The following is a 21,614-nucleotide window of genomic DNA, read 5'->3' as shown; positions in this document are numbered from 1 at the left end:
TCCCCTGAACCCTACGCGTCCCCGTCAACCCGTGGGCCTCTTCGTCCGGACTCACGTGCGAAGTCCGTGCCTCAAGCAAGACAAAGCATGCTCGAGCGCGGACTCGTGAACTTTCACGCGCCGGATTCGGCCAGCGCTTCACGGATGATTTTAGAACGGGTCTTCCCCTCACGCTCGGCGCGTGCGTCAACGACTGAGAGCTCTTCCTCGGTCAAGCGAAGCGCGACGACCTGAGACGGCCTCGAGCCACGCCCCGGACGGCCTCGGCCTCGCTTCTTCAACGTGTCGGCGAGAGCCGCTCCGCCCCAGGGGCACCGCCACTCCCGGGCACCATGCGCCCGCCGGATTCCAGGATCCGACGGACGTCGCGGTGCCGGCCCCCCGCCCCGGCAACTTCCCCAACTCGGGCTCGGCCACCGGCGTGGGTGGTATTGATGGCTTCCAGCACGGCGGGGGCCTCAGCGGCCAAGGACTCCATGAGCCGCGAGATGGTGACTCCGAGGCAACGAGCCAGAACGCCGCCGGGTCTTGCGCGACGAATGGTTTGCGCCACGGCAGAACGCGGTGTTCACGGCTGTTGGCAGGCTGACGGTTTTCGCAGTCCCGGTCAGCAGGATGGTTCCGGCTTGGGACGAGACACCGGTCCCGTGCGAATCATCTTGAGGTCGAGGTAGCAAGGAGCAAATTTCTTCATCGTCAGGGTGCTCCTTTTCCGGCCGGAATTAAAGACGAAGTTGGGTCTTGTGTTTTTTAATGTGACTCACATAACATTCGTTGTGTAATGAAATTACAGACCTGCTAGCGGCCTTACAGAAAGGAGATCCATTATGCGTGGTGGCATCAACCCCCGTCCTACCCGCCCCTAATGACTTGCTGAAGTGCCCTGTATGCCATATCGATGGCCAGCAGGGCACTTCTCTAATCAAGAAAGTACTCGTATGAATATTGATGGCATCTATGACAGCTATGTCCGCTCTAGTGCTCGGTACTGCCGCGACCTCTTCCGCGCGGCTCAAAATTTCTTCGCAGCGAATGCTCTTGTCGAAGATGTCATCACTGGATCGGGAGTCCCTACTCCTCCTCAGGTCGACGCCATCTCTTCAACCTTCGCTAAAACCAGCACCTGTGCCATAGAAGCGGTGGCTTCAGTCCAAGAATTCGCCGCGGCGCACAACAACTATCCAGATCAGCAGCTTCTCGTGGATTCTGATACCCAGCAGTGGAGGCTCCGTCGGATAGCTGAGCTCGGGGAGCGGATCGCCAATATGACTTCTGCGCTGAGTTCTGGGGCCGATCTGCAGGAGCAGATCTGGGCTGAGCCAGAATACACTCGCCTGTTCACGGAAATGGCTGACATCGTATGTACAAGCGTGACCTGGCAGCGAAGTTTAGCCCTCGAGACACACGGGGAGTTGTGATTTGAGCATCGCCGACGAGAATCACGTCGACTCCGAGAGCCAGCCGAATCCTTTTCGACGCCTTGCTTTCCGGCAGTGGTATGCAGCTACAACACTGCTTGCTGTGAGCACTTCCACCATGGTGGCAGTAACGCTGGCACTCGTCGACGTCACGGCCAGTGTCGCCCTGGCCGGTCTGATCAGCGGCCTCATTCTTGGAATCGAACTGCTGGTAGTGCCCATAGGGGGTGGCTTGGCTGACGTGATCTCCCGTCGGACGCTGTTGCGCCGTGCGCTTTTCGCGGCACTGGCCGCGAACACCGTGCTCGTCGCCTTGCTGACCACCCTGACCCTGGCAGGGGGTGAAGGAAGAGCCTGGATTGCCTGGGCAGTGGTCGTTGCGCTCGTGGTGTCGGCGGGTGCGGCGGGAATCGCCGATCCCGCCCTCGACGCCTCGGCCCGGTCATTGATTAAACCTCCAGAGTTTCCGCGCGCAATGAGTGCCGAACAGGCACGCAGCTCCACATTGCAGATCGTCGGCAGTCCCGCTTCGGGTGGACTCTACGCCCTCATACCGTCAGCCCCGTTTATGCTTCGCGTTTTATGCGACCTGGGTTTCCTCCTGACCTTGCGACACATTCGCCAGGACCTCGGCCCCGTGACACATGAGGGACTAGATAAGGACTCAGGTGCCTCCCCTCGCCGCCGATATGCTCAAGCGCTCCTGGGGTACCGGGAGGCTTTGTCGTTTCTACGTCAACACCGTGCCTTACGGCGAGTTCTGGTCGCTGCGCCACTGGTTAATCTCATGGTTTTTTCCGGTACGTCCTGGACGGTTTTGCACCTGGCCTCAACAGGGGTGAACGCGCTAACAACGGGGATCACCGTCGCCGGGTTTGCTGTCGGTGGACTGATTGGCAGTGCCATAGCCCCGGCACTGACAGATCGATTCCCCCCTGGCCCCCTGGCGATCGTCGGGCTGTCTTGGATGACCGCCATCTTTGCCGGGCTATTTCTGTGTGACGGACGACCGTGGACACTGTTTGTCTTGGGCGTCCTCGCAATGCTTCCTTCTCCTGCGCTCAACGGGGGGCTGTTCGCACACGTGTTCGCCGAGACGTCTCCAGGCATGCAGGGACGGGTGATGGCCACCTTCAGCCTTGTCGGCGGACTCGCCACGGTGGCTGCTCCGATCGTTGCAGGAGCCGCCATTCAAGCTAGGCTTGACGCAACTTTGGGTGTCTTCACCTGCGCAATTGGCGCACTCGGAGTTCTGGTGTTGCTCACCTCTCCAGCAGTGCGGGCCATGCCCCGTCCGTGACCGGTTCTCCTCTTTGGCGTCGCGACTGATCGGACTGAGCGAAGACATGGGCCATGGGCATCGGTGGAACGTCACAACAGGAGGAGTAGCCGCCGAAAACGGTTGAGCGGCCTCATATAGATCCTCCTCAGGCCACCATTCCATGATTGGGCCGTACCGAAAATCAGCTCCGTAGGGGTATCGAATCCTGGAGTAGCGGCCTAACCTTTGGGACACTCGTTTGAGCCTGGGCCTTTCACCGGGCTCCGAATTCCAGGGACCGGCGAAAGACCGAAGCAGGGAGCTCGCGAGCATCCGCCGCGTCCAGAGTGTATCGGCTCCGGAGGCCCGCCTGTTTTGACCTCGGACTGTGATCGGTGCCATCCTACTGTTCATGAACCTGTCAGACAGCTGGACAGCAGGACAGCAACCGATCGAGCGCACGAGCGCCCCCGAAGCGGTCTTCGCCTCCCTGCGAAAGGCCATCGAAGCCGGCGACCTGCCCGTGGGCACCAAACTCAGTTCGGAGGCAGCCCTGGGCGCCCGCTTCGGCGTCAGCCGTTCGGTCGTGCGCGAGGCCCTGCGCTCCTGCGCGTCCCTGGGTCTGACCCGCACCGAGACCGGCCGCGGCACCTTCGTCATCGCCGACCACGCCACCACCGACCTGGTGCTGGGCACCTTCTCCTCCACCGACCTCCTCGAGGCCCGCCCGCATATCGAGGGCCCGGCGGCCCGACTGGCCGCCGAACGACGCACTCCCGCGGATCTTGAACGCCTGGCCTCGCTCATGGAGCAGATGCGGACCGAGGAAGACGCCGAAGCCTGGGTGGAACTAGACACCACCTTCCACCTGGCCATCGCCGCCGCCGGGGGCAATGGCGTCTTCATCAAGGTCATCGCGGACATCCGCGAGGCCATGGCCCGCCAGTCCGAGACCATCAACCTGGTCTCTGGCCGCCGCCGTGCCTCGGAAGCCGAACACCAGAAAATCGTCTCGGCGATCCGGGCCCGTGACCCCGCGGCCGCCGAAACCGCCCTGCAGGAACACCTCGGAGCCGTCCACGGCGCCGTCGACCATCTCGTGAAGAACGGATCCCAGTGAATCTTCCCTCCCACGCCCCGCTCGCCGTCCAGACCCGAGGCGATGCCGTCGAATCCGTCCACTACGGATCCCTGATCACCACCGCACCCGACGGGAGCATCTCCTCCAGCATGGGCGACAGCCAGGCGGGCTTCTACCCGCGCTCGGCCCTGAAACCACTCTTTGCCGTGGGCATGGTGCGCGCCGGCCTGGCCGTGTCCAGCGAACAACTCGCCCTGGCCGCGGCCAGCCACTCCGGTTCCGAGCGCCATCAGGACATCGCCGCCTCCACCTTGGCCGACGCCGGAATGGACGCCTCGGCCTTGGCCAACAGCACCGACCTGCCCTATGGCGCCGAAGAACGAAGCGCCTGGCTGCAAGCTGGAAACGGCCCCACCCGACTGGCCCAGAACTGCTCGGGCAAACATGCCGCGCTCGTCGCCCTCTGCGTGAAACGTGGCTGGCCCGTTCAGGGCTACCTCGACACATCCCACCCGATCAACGAACTACTGCGCAGCACCGTCGAGGACCTCACCGGCGAGAACGTCGGCACCACCAGCACCGATGGCTGCGGAACCCCCGTCTACACCCTGTCCCTGGCCGGGGTCGCCCGGGCCTTCGGCCGGTTGGCCGCGGCCGCCGAGGGCACCGCGGAACGTGCCGTGGCCGATGCCATGCGCGCCCACCCCGAGCTGGTCGCCGGCGAGGGACGTGATGTCACAGCCATCATGCGCGCCGTCCCCGGGCTGGTCGCCAAGGACGGTTTCGAGGGCATCCAGGCCATCGGCCTGCCCGACGGCACGGGACTGGCCCTGAAGATCTCCGACGGCGGGGACCGGGCGCGGATGCCCGTCGCCGCGGCGGCCCTGTCCCGGCTGAGCGACGATCCCTCCCTGGCCGCGGCCCTGCACCCCTTCCTGGCCGTCGGCGCCCTGGGCGGCGGCGAACGCGTCGGCGAACTCACCGCCGTCCCCGCCTGATACTTCCGGGACCGGCCGACACCGCCGTCGTCCCCTCCCCCGCTTTTCCCATACCCACCCAGAGCAACACCCTTCAGGAGCATCACCCCATGTCCATCAGCACCTTGGCCGCCACCCGTCTCGAACACGATCTGATCGGTGACCGCGAAGTCCCCGCCGAAGCCTACTGGGGCGTGCACACGCTGCGCGCCTCGGAAAATTTCCATATCACCGGCCAGCAGGTGGGCTCGAACCCGCACCTGATCCGCGCCCTGGCCCTGGTCAAGCAGGCGGCGGCCCGGGCGAACCGCGAACTCGGTCTGCTGGACGCCACCCGTGCCGAAGCCATCGATGCCGCCTGCGCGGAGATCGCCGGGGGCGCCCTGCATGACCAGTTCATCGTCGACGTCCTCCAGGGTGGTGCCGGGACCAGCACGAATATGAACGCCAACGAGGTCATCGCCAACCGGGCCCTGGAGATCCTCGGCCACGCACGTGGGGACTACCAGCACCTGCACCCCAACGACCACGTGAACCTCTCCCAGTCCACCAACGACGTCTACCCCACGGCAGTGAACGTGGCGGCCTCCTTCACCGCAGCCCCGCTGCTGGCGGCCATCGAAGAACTCGAAACCGCATTCCAGGCCAAGGCCAGCCAATTCCGTACCGTGGTGAAGATGGGCCGCACCCAGCTGCAGGATGCCGTACCCATGACGCTGGGCCAGGAGTTCGGCACCTACGCAGTGACCATCCGCGAAGACCACGACCGGTTGGCCGAGTCCCTGGAGCTGGTTCATGAGATCAACCTGGGCGCCACGGCGATCGGCACCTCGCTCAACGCCCCCGACGGCTATACCGAGTCCGCCTGCCGGCACCTGGTCGAACTGACCGGTCTGCCGCTGACCACCTCCCCCGACCTGATCGAAGCCACCCAGGACGTCGGCGCCTTCGTGCACCTTTCCGGCGTGCTCAAGCGCGTGGCCGTGAAGCTCTCCAAGATCTGCAACGATCTGCGCCTGCTGTCCTCCGGCCCGCGGGTGGGTTTCAACGAGATCAATCTGCCGGCCGTTCAGGCAGGGTCCTCGATCATGCCCGGCAAGGTCAACCCGGTCATCCCCGAGGTCGTCAACCAGGTCGCCTACCAGGTGGTCGGGCACGATGTGACGATCTCGATGGCCGCCGAGTCCGGACAGCTCCAGCTCAACGCGTTCGAACCGGTGATCGTGCACTCCCTGTCGATGTCGATGCGCCACCTGGAAGCCGGCTGCCTGACCCTGGCCCGCAACTGCGTGTCGGGTATCACCGCCAACGAGGACCTGCTGCGGGCCAACGTGGAGAACTCGATCGGCCTGGTGACGGCGCTGACCCCGCAGCTGGGGTACGCCACCTCGACGGCGATCGCCATGGAGGCCCTGCATTCCGGCCGCGGGATCGCCGACCTGGTGCTGGAGCAGAACCTGCTCAGCCGCACCGAACTGGAGGAGCTGCTGCGCCCGGCACGCCTGGCCAACCTCTCCGAATAGCCCCTGTTCCCCGGGGCCACGCGCCGCCCCGGGGACCGGCAGGCCTTGACATTGGATTCCCTGGTTGAAGAATCGGAAGATGAGCACCCCCGTAACGCAGACGTTCACCGCCTTGGGCGATCCGGTGAGAGCGACGATCGTCGACCACCTCTCCGCGACGGATGCCACGGTCGGTGAGCTGGCCGCCCTGTTCGAGATCTCCCAGAGATCCCTGACGCGGCATCTGGGCGTGCTGGAACGCGCCGGGCTGATCACCCGCCGTCGGGAGGGCCGGACGCGCCGCGTTCAGTTGGAAGAACAGACCCTGGATGCCGCGCACCATTGGCTCCAGGAGCGACGACGTCGGCTCGAGCACCGCCACCGACGTCTCGGCGCCGTACTGGCCCGCCTTCCGGAGCACTCCGATCCAACCGTCAGGGGAAAGATCATGAATCCGCACGACATCCACCATCCGGGACTGACCGAACACCGCCGCGTCGGCGAACAAAGCGTGGTGCACCGGCGCGAATTCTCCGCCCCGGCCGCCTTGGTCCAGCGCGCCCACACGGACGTGGAACTGTTCAGGCAATGGATGGGCCCGCGGGGGACCACAGTCCGCGTGGAACGCTTCGATGCGGTCACCGGAGGGGCGTTCCACTACATCGTCGAAGCCGAGGGTGGCGGCAGCTGGCCGTTCCACGGCTCCTATCATGTGGTCTCTCCCGGGCTGATCGTGCATACCTGGGAGTACGAGGAGGACCACGACGTCACCTTGGAGACGCTGCATTTCGTCGATCACGGCGACGGATCCAGCGCCCTGGAGGCCACCTCGACCTACCCGTCCAAACACGCCTGCGACGCCATGATCGATTCGGGCCTGGACGCCGGGATGGACGAGGACTTCGAACGTCTGGACACCGTGCTGAAAGAGGCCCTCGGCTGAGACCTTCGGCGAGCTTGCCGCCTCAGGGCCGCCGGCGCCCCGCCCACAGTCCGGTGAGCAGCGGAACGGCAGACCCGATCATCAGGACGTTGCCCAGCACCACGTCGTCGGGACGGACCAGGGATCCGGCGATGAGCACGGCACCGAAGACCAGGACCGCCACCGCCCGTTGGATGGTGCGCTGCAACCCTGCGACTTGGCGTTCCAGCCGGGGGCTGGCCACCGAGAGGGTCCCGTCTTCGATTCCGGTGATGAGGCCATCCAGGCGTTTGGGCAGCCCCACGGCGACCTTGGCGACATCGAGCCCCTCGCGGGCGACGTCCTGCACGAAATTTCCGCGCTCGTCGCGCAGCAGCTGCCCCGCATAGGGCTCCACCGAGTCCCACAAGTTGAACTGGGTATCTAGCGTGCTGCAGACGCCCGAGGTCAGGGACATCGCCCGGATGATGAGGAGGAAGTTCTCCGGCAATTGGAACGGCAACGACCTGACGACGTCCCCGAATTCAGTCGCGAATTCACGAAATTCGCGCGGGTCCACGTCCTTCAGCTCGGCGAAGCCCATCCCCCCGAAGCGGGCGAAAAGCTGCGTCATGGCCCGCTCCAGTTCGCCCGTATCGGTCGAGGGCACCAACACCCCCACGTCGCCGATCGCGGCTACGAGCCCTTTACCGTCCCGGGAGGCTGCGGCGATCAGTAGTTTCCGCAGTCCGCTTCGTGTACTGGGTGGAACGTCCCCCATCATGCCGAAGTCGATGAACGTCAGCTTCCAAGGGTGCTCCGCAGAGGAGTCGCCGGTTGGGGTGACGAAGATGTTTCCGGGGTGGGGATCGGCATGGAAGAAACCGTTCGTGAACATCTGGTCGAACATAATCGAGGCGAAAACGGGGGCCACCTGTGCCGGATCAATGCCTGCAGCACGAAGCGCCACGGCATCGGTGATCTTGATGGCGGTGACGTCCTCCAGGGTGAGGACGCGGCGGGCGCTTCGCTCCCAGACCACGGCAGGGACCGCCACCCGATCGTCCTCTGCGAAGTCCGCGGCGAAGCGCTCGGCATTGGCCGCTTCCTGCAGATAGTCGATTTCCTCGCGGCTCGTCTGGGCGAACTCTTCGACCAATGCCGGCATATCCGCGCGCTTGGAGACCAGGCGCACATGGCTGAGCCAGCCGCCGACTTTGCGCAGGGCCGCCAAGTCTATGTCGACAATGGCCTCGATGCCGGGTCGTTGAACCTTCAGCATCACCGTGTCGAAACCGGTATCGGCGGCCAGGCTGGGAACCAGCCGTGCCCGGTGCGCCTGCCCGAGAGAGGCTGCGGCAATGGGTGTCTCCTCGACGGCGGCGAAGACCTGCTCCAGCCCGGCACCCAACTCAGCCTCGGCAAGGGCCCGGATCGCGGGGAACGGAACAGGAGGAACCTCGTCCTGCAGACCTTCCAACTCGGCGGTGATCTCCGGCGGAAGGACATCGAGCCGGGAAGACATGAACTGCCCTACCTTGATCATCAAACCGCCCAGTTCCACCGCAAGCCGATGGAAACGCTGCGCAAAGCGCCGCATCCTTTCGGTCCGCCCCCGGTCCGCCATCCATCTGAGCCCGATCCGTGGAAGGAACAGTTCGAACCACCAGGTCACCACCAGGTGCCAGGCCGCGAAACGCAGGATGCGCCGATAGCGGGCACGGGTGTTGCCGGCCCCCGCCACCGGATCTGCCCGATCCCGACGAACCGACGCCACCCCCGTCAGCCCTGGGCGAGGATCGAGTAGAGCCGACGCCGGGCCTCGTCGAGCACCGTCACGGCTTCCTGCACCTGTTCCGGAGTTCCGGTGCGACCGACCTGCGACGCTGCCTGGGCGAGTTCCACACCGGCCTTGGGAAGCGCCGCGAAACCTGAGCCTGAGGCTGCCCCGCTGGTCTCCCAGGGAGCCGGCTCATCGTTGTCAGCGACGTCTTCCCGGCCCGCCTCGGTGAGCGAGTAGATCTTGCGTCCATTGGATTCCTCGGAACTGATGAAACCCTCGTCGGCGAGTAACTGCAACGTGGGGTAGACGGAGCCGGCACTGGGCTTCCAGCTACCACCGCTGCGCTCTTCGATTTCGCGGATGATCTGATATCCGTGCATCGGGCGCTCTGCGAGCAGGGCCAGAACCGCTGTGCGCACCTCGCCGCGTCCGGCACGCGTGCCCGGGCGTTTCCCGAATCGTGCTCGCAGCTCTTCCACGGCCTGCCACATACCGTCCATGTTGTTGCCGTCGAATCCACCTGACGGATATGAATTACGCATTTTGGTCTCCTTCGGGAATCGCCAACGATGTACAGCGATACTCAACGATATATCGCGATACACGCAAAACCAAGGGAATTAGCCCCCGCTATCCAGCTCCGCACAAAATGAAGGGCCCGCATCCCACGTACCCGAGGACCTTCTGGCGATCCACGCCCACGCTTGGGGCGCTGGCCTTATTGAGGGCTGGCCGACGTGCTGCCTCGTTTTTGAAGACGCGGAACGACGATACCGAAAACACAATACGCAAGAACCCAGGCGACGAGCCCGATAACCAGGAAGTACCCTCCGATGACCAGAATGTCCGTAGCTGTTTGTGCGGGGAACCAGCCACTCAAGCACAGAGCGGGAAAAACCGTCAGGGCCATCACCAAAAAGTGAATAACCGTCTGGCGCCTCAGGGTCCACGCTTCAACGTCGTAGATCACCGAAGCCGCCATGACCGAAGCAACGATGACACCGACAGTCAGCGTGCCGCGTGCGTCTGATGTCTGGTCCAACGCCGCCAATCGCGCCGCAATGCCCGACATGAGCACGAGCGGAATACCGCCCCGTAGCGCTGCTTTCCCCCAGAGCTTCATGACTCAATCGTAGCCGGAGTGGCAATCCCGGGTCGGCCGTCCATAGCTGAAGGAGCGAAGAAGTTCTGGACGAAAACCACGCGCGGATCGGCGCCCTCCCGAAAAACGTATTCGCTTCCAGCGCTCTCCGGTATCTTGTCCTCCATGGTCCTCAATGTGCATGAGCGAAAAATCGCCGCACCCCCAGCAGTGGTCGCTGAGTTGATCGATTCACTGGCCAGCTCCAATGATCGCCTCTGGCCCAGCAATGACTGGCCTGCCATGTGCCTGGACCGAGGACTCGAGGTAGGTTCCGCCGGCGGGCACGGCCCGGTCCGCTACACCATCGAGCACTACGAACCGGGCCGACGGGTGAAGTTCCGGTTCACTGGTCCGGAGGGCTTCCACGGACACCATTCCTTTGCGGCCTTCAGTAACTCAACCGACTCAACGCTGCTTCGACACGAACTGTTCTTGAGGCCGCGGGGTATCGCACTCATCACCTGGCCGTTGTTCTTCAGGCCCCTCCACAACGCCCTAGTGAAAGAAAGTCTGGATCGCGCCGAACGGGAATGCGGTGCTCCAGCCAGATCGCCCTCTCGTCGAACTTTGTGGACCAGAGTGCTTCGGGCCGCACTCTCGCAGCCACTCACACCGCACCGAAAGAACAGCTAAGGAATCCTGGGCCCCGGGGTCCGTGTTCAGCGTGACGAATCCTCCGTGGTTAGGGTTTCGATCTGCGCGCGCGGCAGGAAAGCAACATAGACACAGATCGCGGCGATAAATAGGAACACGAAGCACAGCAAGCCCCAGCCCACCGAATCGCTCGAGGCCTCGTAGGGCACAACGCCGACGATGGCCAAAATACTGGCCACCGCAAAACCAATCAAACCGAAGCCACCGGCCTCAATCCCGACGGCGATGGATTTCCCGGTTTGAAACCAATGGCTTTCCTTCAAGAAGCCCCTTGCTGTCGCACCACCAATGATGAACGCCACCGCTGCGAGGGAACAGGCCCCTACCAGCAGCAGTGAAAGAGAGCCATATTCGACGCTGTCGGTGCCGACATGGACAACGGCCCGACTCGGTAGCCATGGGCCCCAGACCAGATAGAGGAGGGGGACTAGGACGATGGAGCTTGCGGGGGGCAACGATCAACAAGGCAATTACCCTGCTTCTGCCACTAGTCCGCGAGGACTTAGGTCCGTCAGGAAGTTCAGTCATTTCCCGCTACATCCCCTCTGTAGTGGCCAAGCATCTGCAGCTTCGGCCATCGTATGGCACGGATCAGCGGCGAAAAGCCTTCCGCACCTCGCAAGCTTCTTTACGATTCGCCAACCACCGTGATGAGGTAGCTGTTGATGTCGGCGACCTTCGCTGATTTCGCCGTGCTTTTGAAACGCAGGACATGGCAGAACGCGGTTTCCGTCCCATCGGCTAGCCGCAGGACCCCATCGACCCCGGCACCACGTCCGTGCGTCAGGAACGTTCCAAATTTCAGCTCGTCAACCGGGGGAAGGGCCAACGCCAATTCCCGGGCTGCCGCGCGCCCGGTCACGGTCTGCCGCCCGACCACCGTCCAGGAAACTTCCTCGTCGAGCACTGCCTCAAGGTGTTCGACGTCGCGTTGCGCGAGGGCGACCACCAGATCCCTGAGGATTTCCTTGCGCGGGGAATTTCCGCAGTCCGGTTCTTCGTCAATGGTGACCATGCGCCGAGTGTACCCAGCATCGCCCGCCGGACCCTCGTCGTACCATCGGTCCATGGCCCTTCGAATTCGCCCTGCGACCCCGGCCGACGCGGCATCGATCGAAGCGCTAGAGAACGACGCCGACCGGCTCTTGATCGACTGGTTGTCCCCTGCTCATTGGCCCCCTGCCCCTTCCGGTGCCTCCAGACTTTCAGCGGACGGATACCTTCTGGTTGCCGAAGAGGGCAGTCCACCCGCCATTCTCGGCTTCGTTCATGTCCTGGAAGTCGAGGGGCTGGCCCATCTGGAACAACTGTCGGTGGCCCCCGCACATGGCCGGCAGGGCTATGGCCTACTCCTCCTTAATGCTGCCCTCGCTGAAGCCCGGGTACACGGATATGACCGGGTCTCCCTACGGACCTATGCCGACGTGCCCCGGAATGCACCGTTCTACTCCCGAGCCGGTTTTGTCGAGGTGCTCCCCGCGACCGACTTCCACCGTGGCTTGATCGATACCGAAGAGGATCTCGGGCTGCCTGGCTACGGCCGCAGGGTCCAGATGACGGCATCGCTGAACGACCGTACCGTGGGGCCATGACTTCACCATTGACCGGCGAACAGCTCACCGCCCTCTACGACGCTGAGAACCCGTGGTCGGTGGACGACGCGTTCTTCCTCACCGTCATCAACGAGCTCCCGAGCAGCCAGGTTCTTGATCTGGGATGCGGCACTGGACGACTCACCCGGGCCGTCGCTGCCGATGGTCATCACGTCGTCGGCATCGATCCGGATGCCGAGGCCCTTGATGCCGCACGGAGGAAACCGGACGCCGAGAACATCAGGTGGGTTCACGGAACATCAACCAGGATCCCCGACGGGGTTCTCTTCGATACCGCCATCATGACCTCCCATGTGGCCCAAGCCATTAGCGACGAGGCAGCCTGGGCCCAAACCCTTGAAGGTCTTCATTGGGCACTGGTCCCCGGCGGACGTTTGATCTTCGATTCCCGCGATCCTGCGGCCCGTGTCTGGGAGCGGTGGACTCCGGCCAACACGCGGGATACCTACACACTCCCCGATGGCACGACCGTCGAAACGTGGATTGATTGCACTGTCCCTCGCGACGGGCTGGCACTTCTGACCGAACACCGGCTCCGTCGCGGCCGTGAGGAAGAGACCGCCACGCTGATTCTCTCCTTCCGCACTGAAACACAGCTGCGCCAGGATCTCGCGGTAGCAGGGTTCACTCTCGAACAGGTGCTCAGCGGTTGGGCTGGCGAAGTCATCGGGGAAGGCCAGGGTGAACTGATCGTGATCGCCCGCAAGCGAAGCTGAACACGCGCAAGGACCGGGGCTGTGGCTGTCGCTGGGCCACGACAGATCCATTCGCCCCTCGTGCCCTTGGGGGCCTGGCTTGCGGGCACTCACAGCTCCACGGTTCAATGCCCCCATGTCAGACTGGGTCGATGATCCCCCAGCCCGACTACCTCAACTACGCAGCGAAGATGCGGCACCTCGTCCTGTCCGGCGTCGATATGGAGGTCGAGGCCCGGTTCCTCGACATGATCAGCGGTCGCGGCGCCCGGATCCTCGACGTCGGCTGTGGGATCGGCACTGCCGTTGCTGCCTTGCGCGGCAGAGGCCATGCGGCATACGGGATCGATCCCACCCCCGCAGTCCTCGACGTGGCAGTCGAGCTCTACGAGCCCTCGTGGTTTCGTCCTCTCGGCGCCGTGGAGATCGCCCCGTCACAGCTGGTTCGCCAGGGTCTCCCCGGCTCCTACGATGTCGTGCTCATGTCGGGAAACGTCCCGGCGTTCCTCTCCGAAGCAGAACTCGAGGAAGTCATCGGGCACGTGGCCGAACTGTTGGATCCCGGTGGAACGCTGGTCATCGGAACCACCAGCGCGATCCGCGGCGGGCCCGGAGACCAGGATCAGGCGGCGGCATCAGCCGGCCTGAAGCTGGTTCAGCGCTATGCCGACTGGCATCTGGGCCCGTTCGACGCCGGTTCTCCTTGGTCGGTCGCTGTTTTCTCGGCACCCGGCACGCCGGATCCGCCTCAGGGACCCGACGGGATCTTCATCCTGCGCCGATGACCGCGTCGGTTTCGAGGTTCGTGCGTCGTTGGCCCGTCCTGGTGGCGCCGATCCCTGCGGCGATGACCAAGACGATCCCGATGACCGCTGCCGGACGCGGGACCTGGTCCAGGATGGTCAGCCCGATCAGCACGGCGATCGCCGGTTCCAGACACATCAGGGTCCCGAAGGCGGCGGTGGTCAGCTTGCGTAGGGCCAGCATCTCGAGGCTGAACGGAATGACGGGCAACAGCAGGGCCAGCCCGAACCCCCAGAGCAGGATCGGCCAGTCCAGGTTTCCGAGAACGGAGGGCCCGACCGCGAGCGTGGCGACGATCCCGGCCACCGGCATCGAGATCGCCAAGGCACTGATCCCCGAAACAGCGTCACCGGCCTTCTGGGTAAACAGTACGTAGCCGGCCCAGCAGGCGGCAGCACAGAGCGCGAAGAAGATCCCCACCGGGTCCGTGGCGCCCAACCACGGTTCGGTCAGCCCCAGGACGCCGGCCCCGGCGACCAAGGCCCACCACCGGGCCGGGCCCCGGCCCTGGACGATGGCCACCGACAACGGCCCGAGGAATTCCAGGGCGCTGGCAGTACCCAACGGAATCCGTTCGATGGCGAACATGAAGAAGATCGTCACCCCTCCGGTCGCCACCCCCAGCAAGGCACTGGTCCCCAAGGCGGCCCGGCTGTACGTGACCTTCCACGGCCGTCCCACCACGACCAGGATCACCGCCGCCCAGGACAGCCGCAGCCACGCGACCCCGGCTGGACCCAACGTGTCGATGAGTCCGACGGAGACGGCCAACCCCAACTGGACGCAGACCATCGCGGCGAGCGCCATGAGCGAGCCGGTGCCTGCCGAGTTCTCCGCCAGGCGGGGTGAGGAGTTCATGGGTCCATTGGAACGGAAACACTCCGTCAACGTCCACGTGACAATCCACAACGGATCATCCAGCATTCCTGCACAATAGAAGAATGGAAACCCGGCGTCTGCAATATCTCTACGAACTCTCCCGCATGGGCTCGATGCGCGGGGTCGCCGATCTGTTGGGGACCACGACGTCCACGGTCTCCCAGCAGATCGGTTTATTGGCCCGGGAGACCGGCGCCCGGCTCCTGGAGCCCGACGGTCGCGGGGTGCGGCTGACCCCGGCGGGGCGCCGTCTGGCCGATCATGCCGAGGCCATCCTGACCGCCGTCGATTCGGCGCGCCTGGATCTGGTTCCGGGGGCGGCCCCCTCGGGGACCCTGCGAGTGGCCGGTTTCGCCACGGCGATCCGCACGACCTTGATGCCGATCATCGCCGAACTGGCCGAGCGCCATCCCGGCATGGACATCATGGTCTTCGAACACGAACCGGCGGAGGCGCTGAAACTCCTCGGCGTGGACCAGATCGATCTGGCCCTGACCTATGACTACAACTTGGCGCCCGACCAGGTCGACGCGGGGGTGGACACCTTGCCACTGTGGAGCACCCCGTGGGGCCTCGGCGTACCGACGGCCGCCGCCCACCGGTTCGGGTTCCTTCCCGCCACAGGCACCCAAGACAGGTCGGGGACCACCGCCCCGGATGCGGCCACGGTCTTCTCGGCGTTCCGCGACCACGACTGGATCGGGAATTCACGCAATATCGCCGACGAGACGGTGCTGCGCATCATCTCCTCGATGGCCGGATTCGAACCGGCGCTGCGCCACCAGTCCGACAGCCTGGACCTGGTCGAGGACCTCATCCTGGCTGGTCTCGGCGTCGGGTTGCTCCCCAGAAACCGGCTGCCCCGGAAAGGGATCACCATCCTGGAACTGCATGATCCAGAGGTCAGGCTCCGCGCCTTCGCCCGCATCCGGCGCGGTCGCAGCGCCTGGCCGGCCCTGGCACTGGTCCTGGAACGGATCAGTGCTTGACGTAGCCGCTGCGCCCCGCCACCATCCCCGCCGGGAGTTGGACGACCAGGGCCACGAGCAGGACCCAGAGCAACGTCGTCCAGCTGCCCGTGAGGTCGTGCAGCACCCCGGCCAACAGCGGTCCGCTGGCCGACATGGAGTAGCCGATGGTCTGGGACATGGCGCCCAGTTCAGCGGTTGCCGAGCCGCCGCGGGCCCTCAGCAACGGCAACGAGAAGCCGACGCCGGTCATGATCCCGAAGCCCACGCCCATCAGCAGCATCCACAGCAGGGTCGGCCCGGTGGGCGCCACCAAGACACCGATGATCCCCGCGACGGTCAACAGGGTCCCTGCCACGGCCCCGCCGATCTGCGAATGGTGGCGGGCCACGGCGATCGAGGAGATCAGGGCCGGAACGATGGCCGCCAGGTTGGCGATCGACAGGGCGTTGCCGGCTGCGGCGGCAGGCATCCCCGCATCCATGAGGATCACGGGCAACCAGGCGTTGGCCGTATAGAAGACCAGGGAGAGCACCGCGAAATACACGGTCACCGCCCAGGCCAACGGCTGGCGCCAGACGGAGACCCCGCCGTCGTGCGTTTGAAGGTGTCCGGCACCGGTGGCCGGTTGCTTGCTTCCGCGCAGGAAAGGCATCCAGACGACCAGGCCGATGATCGGCAGGACCCCCCAGAGGGCCAGCGCACCGGACCAGTCCAGGCCCAATGCGCGCTGCAGCGGCAAGGTCAGGCCGGCGGCCGCTGCCGGGCCGGTGAACAGGGCGGTGGTGTACAGCCCGGTGAGGATCCCGGTGCGTCCGGCGTAGTCGCGTTTGATCAGGGCCGGGAGCAGGACGTTGCCGAAGGTGATGCCCACGCCGACCAGCGCCATCCCGGCGAAGAGGAATCCGGTGCCCGGCAGCATCCGCAGCCCGGTGCCGGCCAGGATGATGACCAGTGCACCGGAAATCGTGCGTTCGATGCCGAAGCGGCGTCCGATCCGTGGTGCCTGGGAGGAGAGCAGGACGAAACTGAGCAACGGGGTGGAGGTCACCAGCCCGGCGATGGCCGAGGAGAAGCCCAGCGATTCCTGGATCTGCCCGATCAACGGGGCCACGGCGGTGATCGGCGGGCGGAGGTTCAGGCCCACCACGACGACGGCTACCGCGGCGAACCACAACGGCACCAGCGAACGGTGCGGGGCCGCGGAGGGCTCCTCCGGTGCCGTTCCGGCGCCGGGTTGGGCGGTCGATGGTGCAGCGGTCGATGGTGCGGCGGTCGATGGTGCGGTCTCTGCTGGGTTCATCGTCGTCCTTCGGTGGTGGGGCCCGACCAGCCTAGAAGGACCCTGCTACCCTTTCAACATGGCCAATAACGAGTTTGAGCATTACAAAGGGTGGGCGGTTGACCTCGCCGTCGACCTCGTGAACACGGCGGCGACCGATGATGACCGGCTGCGCGATTCGGCGGACGTGGCCGAACTACTGGCCAGACACCATGTGGCGGCGCGCCGCCCGGCCACCGACGACGATGCCGCCCATCTGCGGGCCGTCCGGGGGCAACTGCGCGTGGTGATGGACGCCGCCGAGATCGGCCAGGCCGCCCCGGCACTGAATTCCCTGGCCGCCGAGGGAGGGTGCACCCCACGGCTTTCCAACCATGACGGGCACGACTGGCATCTGGACCACCACATTCCGGGAGACCTGCTGTGGCGGCACGTCGCCGCCGAATGCGCTGCCGGACTCATGGACTTCATCCTGCGGCATTCCCCGCGACGGCTGCGCAGCTGCGCAGCATCCGACTGCTCCCGCTACTTCGCCGACCGCACCCGCAACGCCTCGGCACGTTTCTGCCCGCAACGCGGCTGCGCGAACAGGACCCGGGTGCGCAGGCACCGCCAGGCCAGGGAACTGTAATGCCCTAATCTTCCGCCGGGGCGTTCCCCGGTGGTGAAGAACACACCCTCAGAGGCGTTCGCGGATCAGGGCGCAGGCACTGGGGATGGGTTCGATGATCTCCACGGCACCGCCCGTGGCCAGCCGACGGGCCGCCTCACTCAACGGTCCCCCGGCGATGATGACGGCGCGGGCGCCGGCCGCCCAGGATCGAAGTGCCGCGCTCTGCAGTTCGGCGAATTGTGCCTCGGGGTCGGTGGCCAGCTGCAACGGGCCCGCGGCAGTGGTCTCGACCCCGCAGAAAAGCCCCGCCTCGGCATGCTCGTCGGCGAGCCGTTCCAAAGAGGAAACCAGACGAGGAGTGGTGGTGGCCATCCCGAACCGTCGGCCGCCCCGGGCCGCGGCCAGGATGGATGCCTGGCCGATGCCGACGACGGGGATCCCCAGTTCCCGGGCCAACCGGCCACGGCCCGGGTCCCCGAAAGCCGCCACGACGACGCCGGCCACCCGGCTGCCTTGGTCCGAGGCCAGGATCTCGTGGACGGTGCGGCAGACTTCGGTCGCTGCCTCGGCCAGGGCCCCGGAGTCCAGGATCATCCGTGGTCCGGAGCGGGCCGTGACCGCGCGCAGTTCATATCCCGAGCCGGCCAGCTCCCGCCCGGCGATGTCGGCCATCAGGGCGGTGGTGTCCTCGTTGGTGTTCGGATTGACCAGCAGCACCAGGCCGCCGGTTCCGGCCGGGGTGGTCATCACGGGTGGCGGACCCCGGACCCCTCGAGCACCGCCGCATAGCCTTCCCGGTAGCTCGGATAGGAATACGTGTAGCCGCTGGCACGGAGCAGGTCGCCCCGCAGGCGTTTTCCTGCCGGCTCCCCCGGGTTCGGTGCTTCCTGCCAGGGCATCCCCAGGCGTCCGGCGAGGAAGGAGAGCACCTGCAGCTGGCTGACCGGCTCCTCGTCGACGCCCAGATACAGCGGGCCCGGCGCATCCACGGCGGTGGCCAGATGCACGATCGCTCCTGCCGCGTCGTCGCGGTGGATGCGGTTGGTATAGAGCCCGGGGACGGACGGGTCGACCTCCCCGGTGCGTACCTGGTCGATCAGGCGCGTCCTGCCGGGCCCGTAAATACCTGACAGGCGCAGCACGGTGCCCTGGGGGGCACGGGCGGCCAGCAGCTCTTCGGTTTCACAGAGCACCGCGGCCGTGGCTGTTGGCGGATCCACGGGGCTTACCTCGTCCATCCATGCCCCGTCGACGTTGGGGTAGACCGCCGTGGAAGAGACCAGAATGATGCGTTCGGGGCGCACACCGTCACGTTCGAGTGCATTCAGGACGTTGGCCAGCCCCTCCCGGTAGACCTGCCGGTAGGCGTCCGCGTTGCGTGCCCCCGCCGCCGGCGCCACGACCACGATGCTGGTGTCAGCCGGCACGGGAGGCAATTCGCCGGTCAGGTCCGCGACCACCGGCTCGATGGCCCCGGGCAGCACCTCGGGCGAACGCCGCCAGCCGACGACGCGATGTCCGAGCGCGGCGAAGCGTAGTCCTGCTTCGGTCCCCACATCGCCACATCCGGCCATCAAAACAGTCATGTTTGGTTTTCTCCTTGAAGAAGTTTCGGGCCTTCCATCCTATGCGTGGTGACAAACTCCAGGCTTCGGTAGACCACCCGGAGGACCGTTGACGACTTCAGATGGTCACGTACTCGTGGGTAAGCAGATTTTTCCACCCGTTCTACATAGGATGCGGATCATCACGTCTTGTGTCCCGGGCCGCCGAGTACCGGGAGGTCACTCCAGGGGAAACGATGAACTTTTCACCACGCCGTCCCGTGGCACGCTGCGTCGTGGCACTGGTATCGCTGGTCCTGTTCACGGCCTGCGCCGCACCCGCACCCGGACCCCATACGCCACCCCCCGAGAGCACTACCGCCACCCCGAGTGCCGCGGCCACCGATTCGACCCGGATCCGGATGCTGGTGCGTTCCGTGGCCGATGGCTATTTCGAGTTCGAGGCGCCACCGACCTGGACCGTGGAGAAGCTGGAGGTCGATCCCCTGCTGGCCCACCGCCCCGAGGCCGGCCACCTCCGGGTCCTGAATGAAGAGGGCAAGGTCATGGCGGAGTTCGTCTCCGGCGACGCCCCGATGGCGGAGGCGGAAACCGGCGATCAGGACCGGCCCTACACCAGGTTCGATTCGGCCCCGACGTTCATCGAGGACCACGCATTCGTCTACGACGCACTGGGCAAGGACGGTTCGGACGCCTCGATGGCCCTGAGCCCGCAGGAGGAATCCGATGATGAAGTCTCCGCCCTGCCCCGCCGCTTTTCCTATGTGGGCGGCAGCGGCGTGTTCCGCCGGGAGATCGGACCGGATACCCCGCTGGCCGGGGTGTCTTCGAAGCTGAAGGGGACGAAGCGGCTGGAGGCCTACACCCGCACCCAAGAATACCTGCAGATCAAGGCGATGCTCACCTCGCTGCAGCAAGCCAAGACGACGCATGTCTCCCCGCCGTGACTTCCGGGTCCGTCACCGCATCCCGGCTGCACTACCCCGCCCTTCCAGAGTCATGAACTCATCCCCCTTGATTCTCCTCATCAGTCGCCTCCGGGCGCGCGGCCCGTGGCGGATGACCGGCCTCCCCCCCAACTGAGAGGCGTAGGCTGAAGCCGCGGTTTTCTTTCACTGTGGGGGGGCAGCGAGCATGGGCATGAATTCGAACATCGATATCGCTTCGCTGAATATTGCTGAGCTCACGAGCCTTTCGATCCTCATCGTCGTGCTCACCGTGGGCGTACTCGTTTGTTCTGCACGCATTGCGGTTCGGAACAAGTACCGCAAGCTCGACGAGAGTTCCTTCGGGCCCGGGGTTTCCACGGCTGAAGTCGAGAATCATCAGGTACCCACCCCACTGATGAACCGGGCCACTGGATCCACTGGTACCGGCAGGAGGAGTCCCTGATCGGTGCATCCAGGTGACCCATTGAACCCAGGTCGGCTCGCGGGACCTGCCCCGCGCTGTGCGTTACTCGCCCGTCATGGTGCGCCGGGCACCTCCCTGCCCTGTCGGGTGGACGTTGACGACGGCGGACTGATGATCGAGTTCCGTGCAGTTCCCATCAAGACCCCGGGCAGCCAAGGTCGCCGACCGAGCGGCCTGGCAGTAGCGTGGAGAGAACCAGCCTCCGGGCACCTCGACCAGCGGGAGTTCCACCCAATAATGAAAGTCGCAGCCTTCCTCGTCGCCACCATCGCCGGCACCCTGGCCGTCCTGTGCGCGACCTACGGTGCAGGCCAGGCGGCCCCGGGGTCGCCGGTGCCTGCGATGGTGGCCGGCCTGGGCCTGCTCGTGGTCCTCGGCTCGCTGTTCTGGTGGGGATTCCGGCGGGCCTTGTCCGTGGCCAGCATCCGACGCCGCGAGGGTTCCGCCCTGTTCTGGACCGCCGAGGCCCGGCAGCTGGTCGGCCATAAATTCGCCCTGGTCGGCGCCATCCTCGGCACGGGGCTGGCCGTCAGCGTCATCGCCTTCGCCCTGACCGGCGCCACCGATCTGTCCCCCGAAGCGTTGGGGTCCCTGTCCTTCCAACTGCAGATGGTGTTTGTGGTGGCCGGCCTCACGACCATCATCGTCACGTTCGAGTTGAACAGCGCCCTGCGCAACGCCGCCGAAGCCGCCCCCGGGGAGATGCCCCGGATCAACCAGGCGGTCCTGGGCGGCAAGGACGTCGACCTCACCGACCCTCAACGGCGTGCGGCGAACCGCATGGCGCTCGTCGTCCCGGTCGTCCTGCCGTTGCAGAAATTCGGGTTGTTCTACCTCTACGGCTATTTCGCCACCGCCTTCATCGAGACGCTCCTGACCGGTGAACGCCAGGTGATGCCCGCCGTGCTCCTGGTCTTCATGGGCGTCGTCGTACTCATCTACCTTCCCCATCTGGCCCGGCAGATCCGCCATGCCAGCCATTACGCCCGCACCAACACGCCCCAGCCCGCCCACTGAACGCCCAGACGCCCGGGGCACGAGGCCTACCCTCGGCCCCATCG

24 protein-coding genes are annotated in these 21,614 nt (G+C 65.4%); 14 read left to right on the top strand and 10 right to left on the bottom strand.

The features are described 5' to 3' along the window. Positions 1-113: 113 nt before the first annotated feature. On the bottom strand, positions 114-215 hold the full coding sequence (locus tag ACT3S6_RS10975) for a ribbon-helix-helix protein, CopG family (protein WP_444554989.1): 102 nt from the start codon (positions 213-215) through the stop codon (positions 114-116). 723 nt (positions 216-938) lie between these two features. Here ACT3S6_RS10975 and ACT3S6_RS10970 point away from each other — a divergent pair. The 6 genes from ACT3S6_RS10970 to ACT3S6_RS10945 all read left to right on the top strand — a co-directional run bounded on the left by ACT3S6_RS10970 (position 939) and on the right by ACT3S6_RS10945 (position 7,182). Then, complete coding sequence (locus ACT3S6_RS10970) at positions 939-1,418, top strand: hypothetical protein (RefSeq protein ID WP_444554988.1); 480 nt, start codon at positions 939-941, stop codon at positions 1,416-1,418. Between the two features lie 103 nt (positions 1,419-1,521). Continuing rightward, a complete protein-coding gene (locus tag ACT3S6_RS10965; protein WP_444554987.1) occupies positions 1,522-2,718 on the top strand; it encodes a hypothetical protein in 1,197 nt (398 codons plus the stop codon). A 373-nt stretch (positions 2,719-3,091) separates the two neighbouring features. Next, on the top strand, positions 3,092-3,799 hold the full coding sequence (locus ACT3S6_RS10960) for a FadR/GntR family transcriptional regulator (protein ID WP_444554986.1): 708 nt from the start codon (positions 3,092-3,094) through the stop codon (positions 3,797-3,799). Next, complete coding sequence (locus tag ACT3S6_RS10955; RefSeq protein ID WP_444554985.1) at positions 3,796-4,758, top strand: asparaginase; 963 nt, start codon at positions 3,796-3,798, stop codon at positions 4,756-4,758. Before ACT3S6_RS10960 ends, ACT3S6_RS10955 begins: the two co-directional genes overlap by 4 nt. 89 nt (positions 4,759-4,847) lie before the next feature. Next, positions 4,848-6,260, top strand: a complete 1,413-nt coding sequence (locus ACT3S6_RS10950; RefSeq protein ID WP_444554984.1) for an aspartate ammonia-lyase — start codon at positions 4,848-4,850, stop codon at positions 6,258-6,260. Positions 6,261-6,339: 79 nt separating this feature from the next. Beyond that, complete coding sequence (locus ACT3S6_RS10945; protein WP_444554983.1) at positions 6,340-7,182, top strand: ArsR/SmtB family transcription factor; 843 nt, start codon at positions 6,340-6,342, stop codon at positions 7,180-7,182. 22 nt (positions 7,183-7,204) lie between these two features. On the opposite strand, the gene ACT3S6_RS10940 is transcribed toward ACT3S6_RS10945, so the two are convergent. From ACT3S6_RS10940 to ACT3S6_RS10920, 5 genes are all read right to left on the bottom strand, one after another. Continuing rightward, positions 7,205-8,917, bottom strand: coding sequence for an ABC1 kinase family protein (locus ACT3S6_RS10940; RefSeq protein ID WP_444554982.1), 1,713 nt, complete (start codon positions 8,915-8,917; stop codon positions 7,205-7,207). A 5-nt stretch (positions 8,918-8,922) separates the two neighbouring features. Further along, positions 8,923-9,465, bottom strand: a complete 543-nt coding sequence (locus tag ACT3S6_RS10935) for a PadR family transcriptional regulator (protein ID WP_444554981.1) — start codon at positions 9,463-9,465, stop codon at positions 8,923-8,925. A gap of 176 nt (positions 9,466-9,641) precedes the next feature. Beyond that, positions 9,642-10,046, bottom strand: a complete 405-nt coding sequence (locus tag ACT3S6_RS10930) for a DUF3021 domain-containing protein (RefSeq protein ID WP_444554980.1) — start codon at positions 10,044-10,046, stop codon at positions 9,642-9,644. Between the two features lie 680 nt (positions 10,047-10,726). Continuing rightward, a complete protein-coding gene (locus tag ACT3S6_RS10925) occupies positions 10,727-11,023 on the bottom strand; it encodes a hypothetical protein (RefSeq protein ID WP_444554979.1) in 297 nt (98 codons plus the stop codon). A gap of 326 nt (positions 11,024-11,349) precedes the next feature. Continuing rightward, positions 11,350-11,736, bottom strand: a complete 387-nt coding sequence (locus tag ACT3S6_RS10920; protein WP_444554978.1) for a hypothetical protein — start codon at positions 11,734-11,736, stop codon at positions 11,350-11,352. Between the two features lie 52 nt (positions 11,737-11,788). Here ACT3S6_RS10920 and ACT3S6_RS10915 point away from each other — a divergent pair, with 52 nt between their 5' ends. The 3 genes from ACT3S6_RS10915 (at position 11,789) to ACT3S6_RS10905 (ending at position 13,814) form a co-directional block, all read left to right on the top strand. Next, the gene (locus ACT3S6_RS10915; protein ID WP_444554977.1) at positions 11,789-12,313 is read left to right on the top strand and encodes a GNAT family N-acetyltransferase; all 525 of its coding nucleotides are present in this window, start codon (positions 11,789-11,791) and stop codon (positions 12,311-12,313) included. Beyond that, positions 12,310-13,050 (top strand): class I SAM-dependent methyltransferase, encoded by a 741-nt coding sequence (locus ACT3S6_RS10910; RefSeq protein WP_444554976.1) that lies wholly within the window; start codon positions 12,310-12,312, stop codon positions 13,048-13,050. Before ACT3S6_RS10915 ends, ACT3S6_RS10910 begins: the two co-directional genes overlap by 4 nt. A gap of 131 nt (positions 13,051-13,181) precedes the next feature. After that, entirely contained in the window at positions 13,182-13,814 is a 633-nt protein-coding gene (locus ACT3S6_RS10905; protein WP_444554975.1) for a class I SAM-dependent methyltransferase, read from the top strand. Here the strand turns inward: ACT3S6_RS10905 and ACT3S6_RS10900 are convergent. Further along, the gene (locus ACT3S6_RS10900) at positions 13,798-14,691 is read right to left on the bottom strand and encodes an EamA family transporter (RefSeq protein ID WP_444554974.1); all 894 of its coding nucleotides are present in this window, start codon (positions 14,689-14,691) and stop codon (positions 13,798-13,800) included. The genes ACT3S6_RS10905 and ACT3S6_RS10900 overlap by 17 nt on opposite strands. 83 nt (positions 14,692-14,774) lie before the next feature. Between ACT3S6_RS10900 and ACT3S6_RS10895 the strand changes: the two genes are divergently transcribed. Further along, on the top strand, positions 14,775-15,701 hold the full coding sequence (locus ACT3S6_RS10895) for a LysR family transcriptional regulator (protein WP_444554973.1): 927 nt from the start codon (positions 14,775-14,777) through the stop codon (positions 15,699-15,701). Here the strand turns inward: ACT3S6_RS10895 and ACT3S6_RS10890 are convergent. Further along, on the bottom strand, positions 15,691-16,983 hold the full coding sequence (locus ACT3S6_RS10890) for a CynX/NimT family MFS transporter (protein WP_444554972.1): 1,293 nt from the start codon (positions 16,981-16,983) through the stop codon (positions 15,691-15,693). The genes ACT3S6_RS10895 and ACT3S6_RS10890 overlap by 11 nt on opposite strands. 58 nt (positions 16,984-17,041) lie before the next feature. Between ACT3S6_RS10890 and ACT3S6_RS10885 the strand changes: the two genes are divergently transcribed. After that, on the top strand, positions 17,042-17,593 hold the full coding sequence (locus ACT3S6_RS10885) for a CGNR zinc finger domain-containing protein (protein WP_444554971.1): 552 nt from the start codon (positions 17,042-17,044) through the stop codon (positions 17,591-17,593). A 48-nt stretch (positions 17,594-17,641) separates the two neighbouring features. On the opposite strand, the gene ACT3S6_RS10880 is transcribed toward ACT3S6_RS10885, so the two are convergent. Further along, on the bottom strand, positions 17,642-18,322 hold the full coding sequence (locus ACT3S6_RS10880; RefSeq protein WP_444554970.1) for an aspartate/glutamate racemase family protein: 681 nt from the start codon (positions 18,320-18,322) through the stop codon (positions 17,642-17,644). Then, positions 18,322-19,161, bottom strand: a complete 840-nt coding sequence (locus ACT3S6_RS10875; protein ID WP_444554969.1) for an NAD-dependent epimerase/dehydratase family protein — start codon at positions 19,159-19,161, stop codon at positions 18,322-18,324. Before ACT3S6_RS10875 ends, ACT3S6_RS10880 begins: the two co-directional genes overlap by 1 nt. Positions 19,162-19,376: 215 nt before the next feature. Between ACT3S6_RS10875 and ACT3S6_RS10870 the strand changes: the two genes are divergently transcribed. The 3 genes from ACT3S6_RS10870 (at position 19,377) to ACT3S6_RS10860 (ending at position 21,570) form a co-directional block, all read left to right on the top strand. Beyond that, entirely contained in the window at positions 19,377-20,087 is a 711-nt protein-coding gene (locus ACT3S6_RS10870) for a hypothetical protein (RefSeq protein ID WP_444554968.1), read from the top strand. A gap of 193 nt (positions 20,088-20,280) precedes the next feature. Further along, entirely contained in the window at positions 20,281-20,532 is a 252-nt protein-coding gene (locus ACT3S6_RS10865; protein WP_444554967.1) for a hypothetical protein, read from the top strand. Positions 20,533-20,790: 258 nt separating this feature from the next. Next, positions 20,791-21,570, top strand: coding sequence for a hypothetical protein (locus ACT3S6_RS10860; protein WP_444554966.1), 780 nt, complete (start codon positions 20,791-20,793; stop codon positions 21,568-21,570). Positions 21,571-21,614 lie beyond the last annotated feature (44 nt).

The sequence above is a fragment of the Arthrobacter sp. AOP36-C1-22 genome (assembly GCF_052377515.1).
Lineage (GTDB): Bacteria > Actinomycetota > Actinomycetes > Actinomycetales > Micrococcaceae > Arthrobacter_H.
The sequence above is the reverse complement of the archived record's forward strand: the minus strand, read 5'-3'. Positions and strand labels throughout refer to the sequence as shown.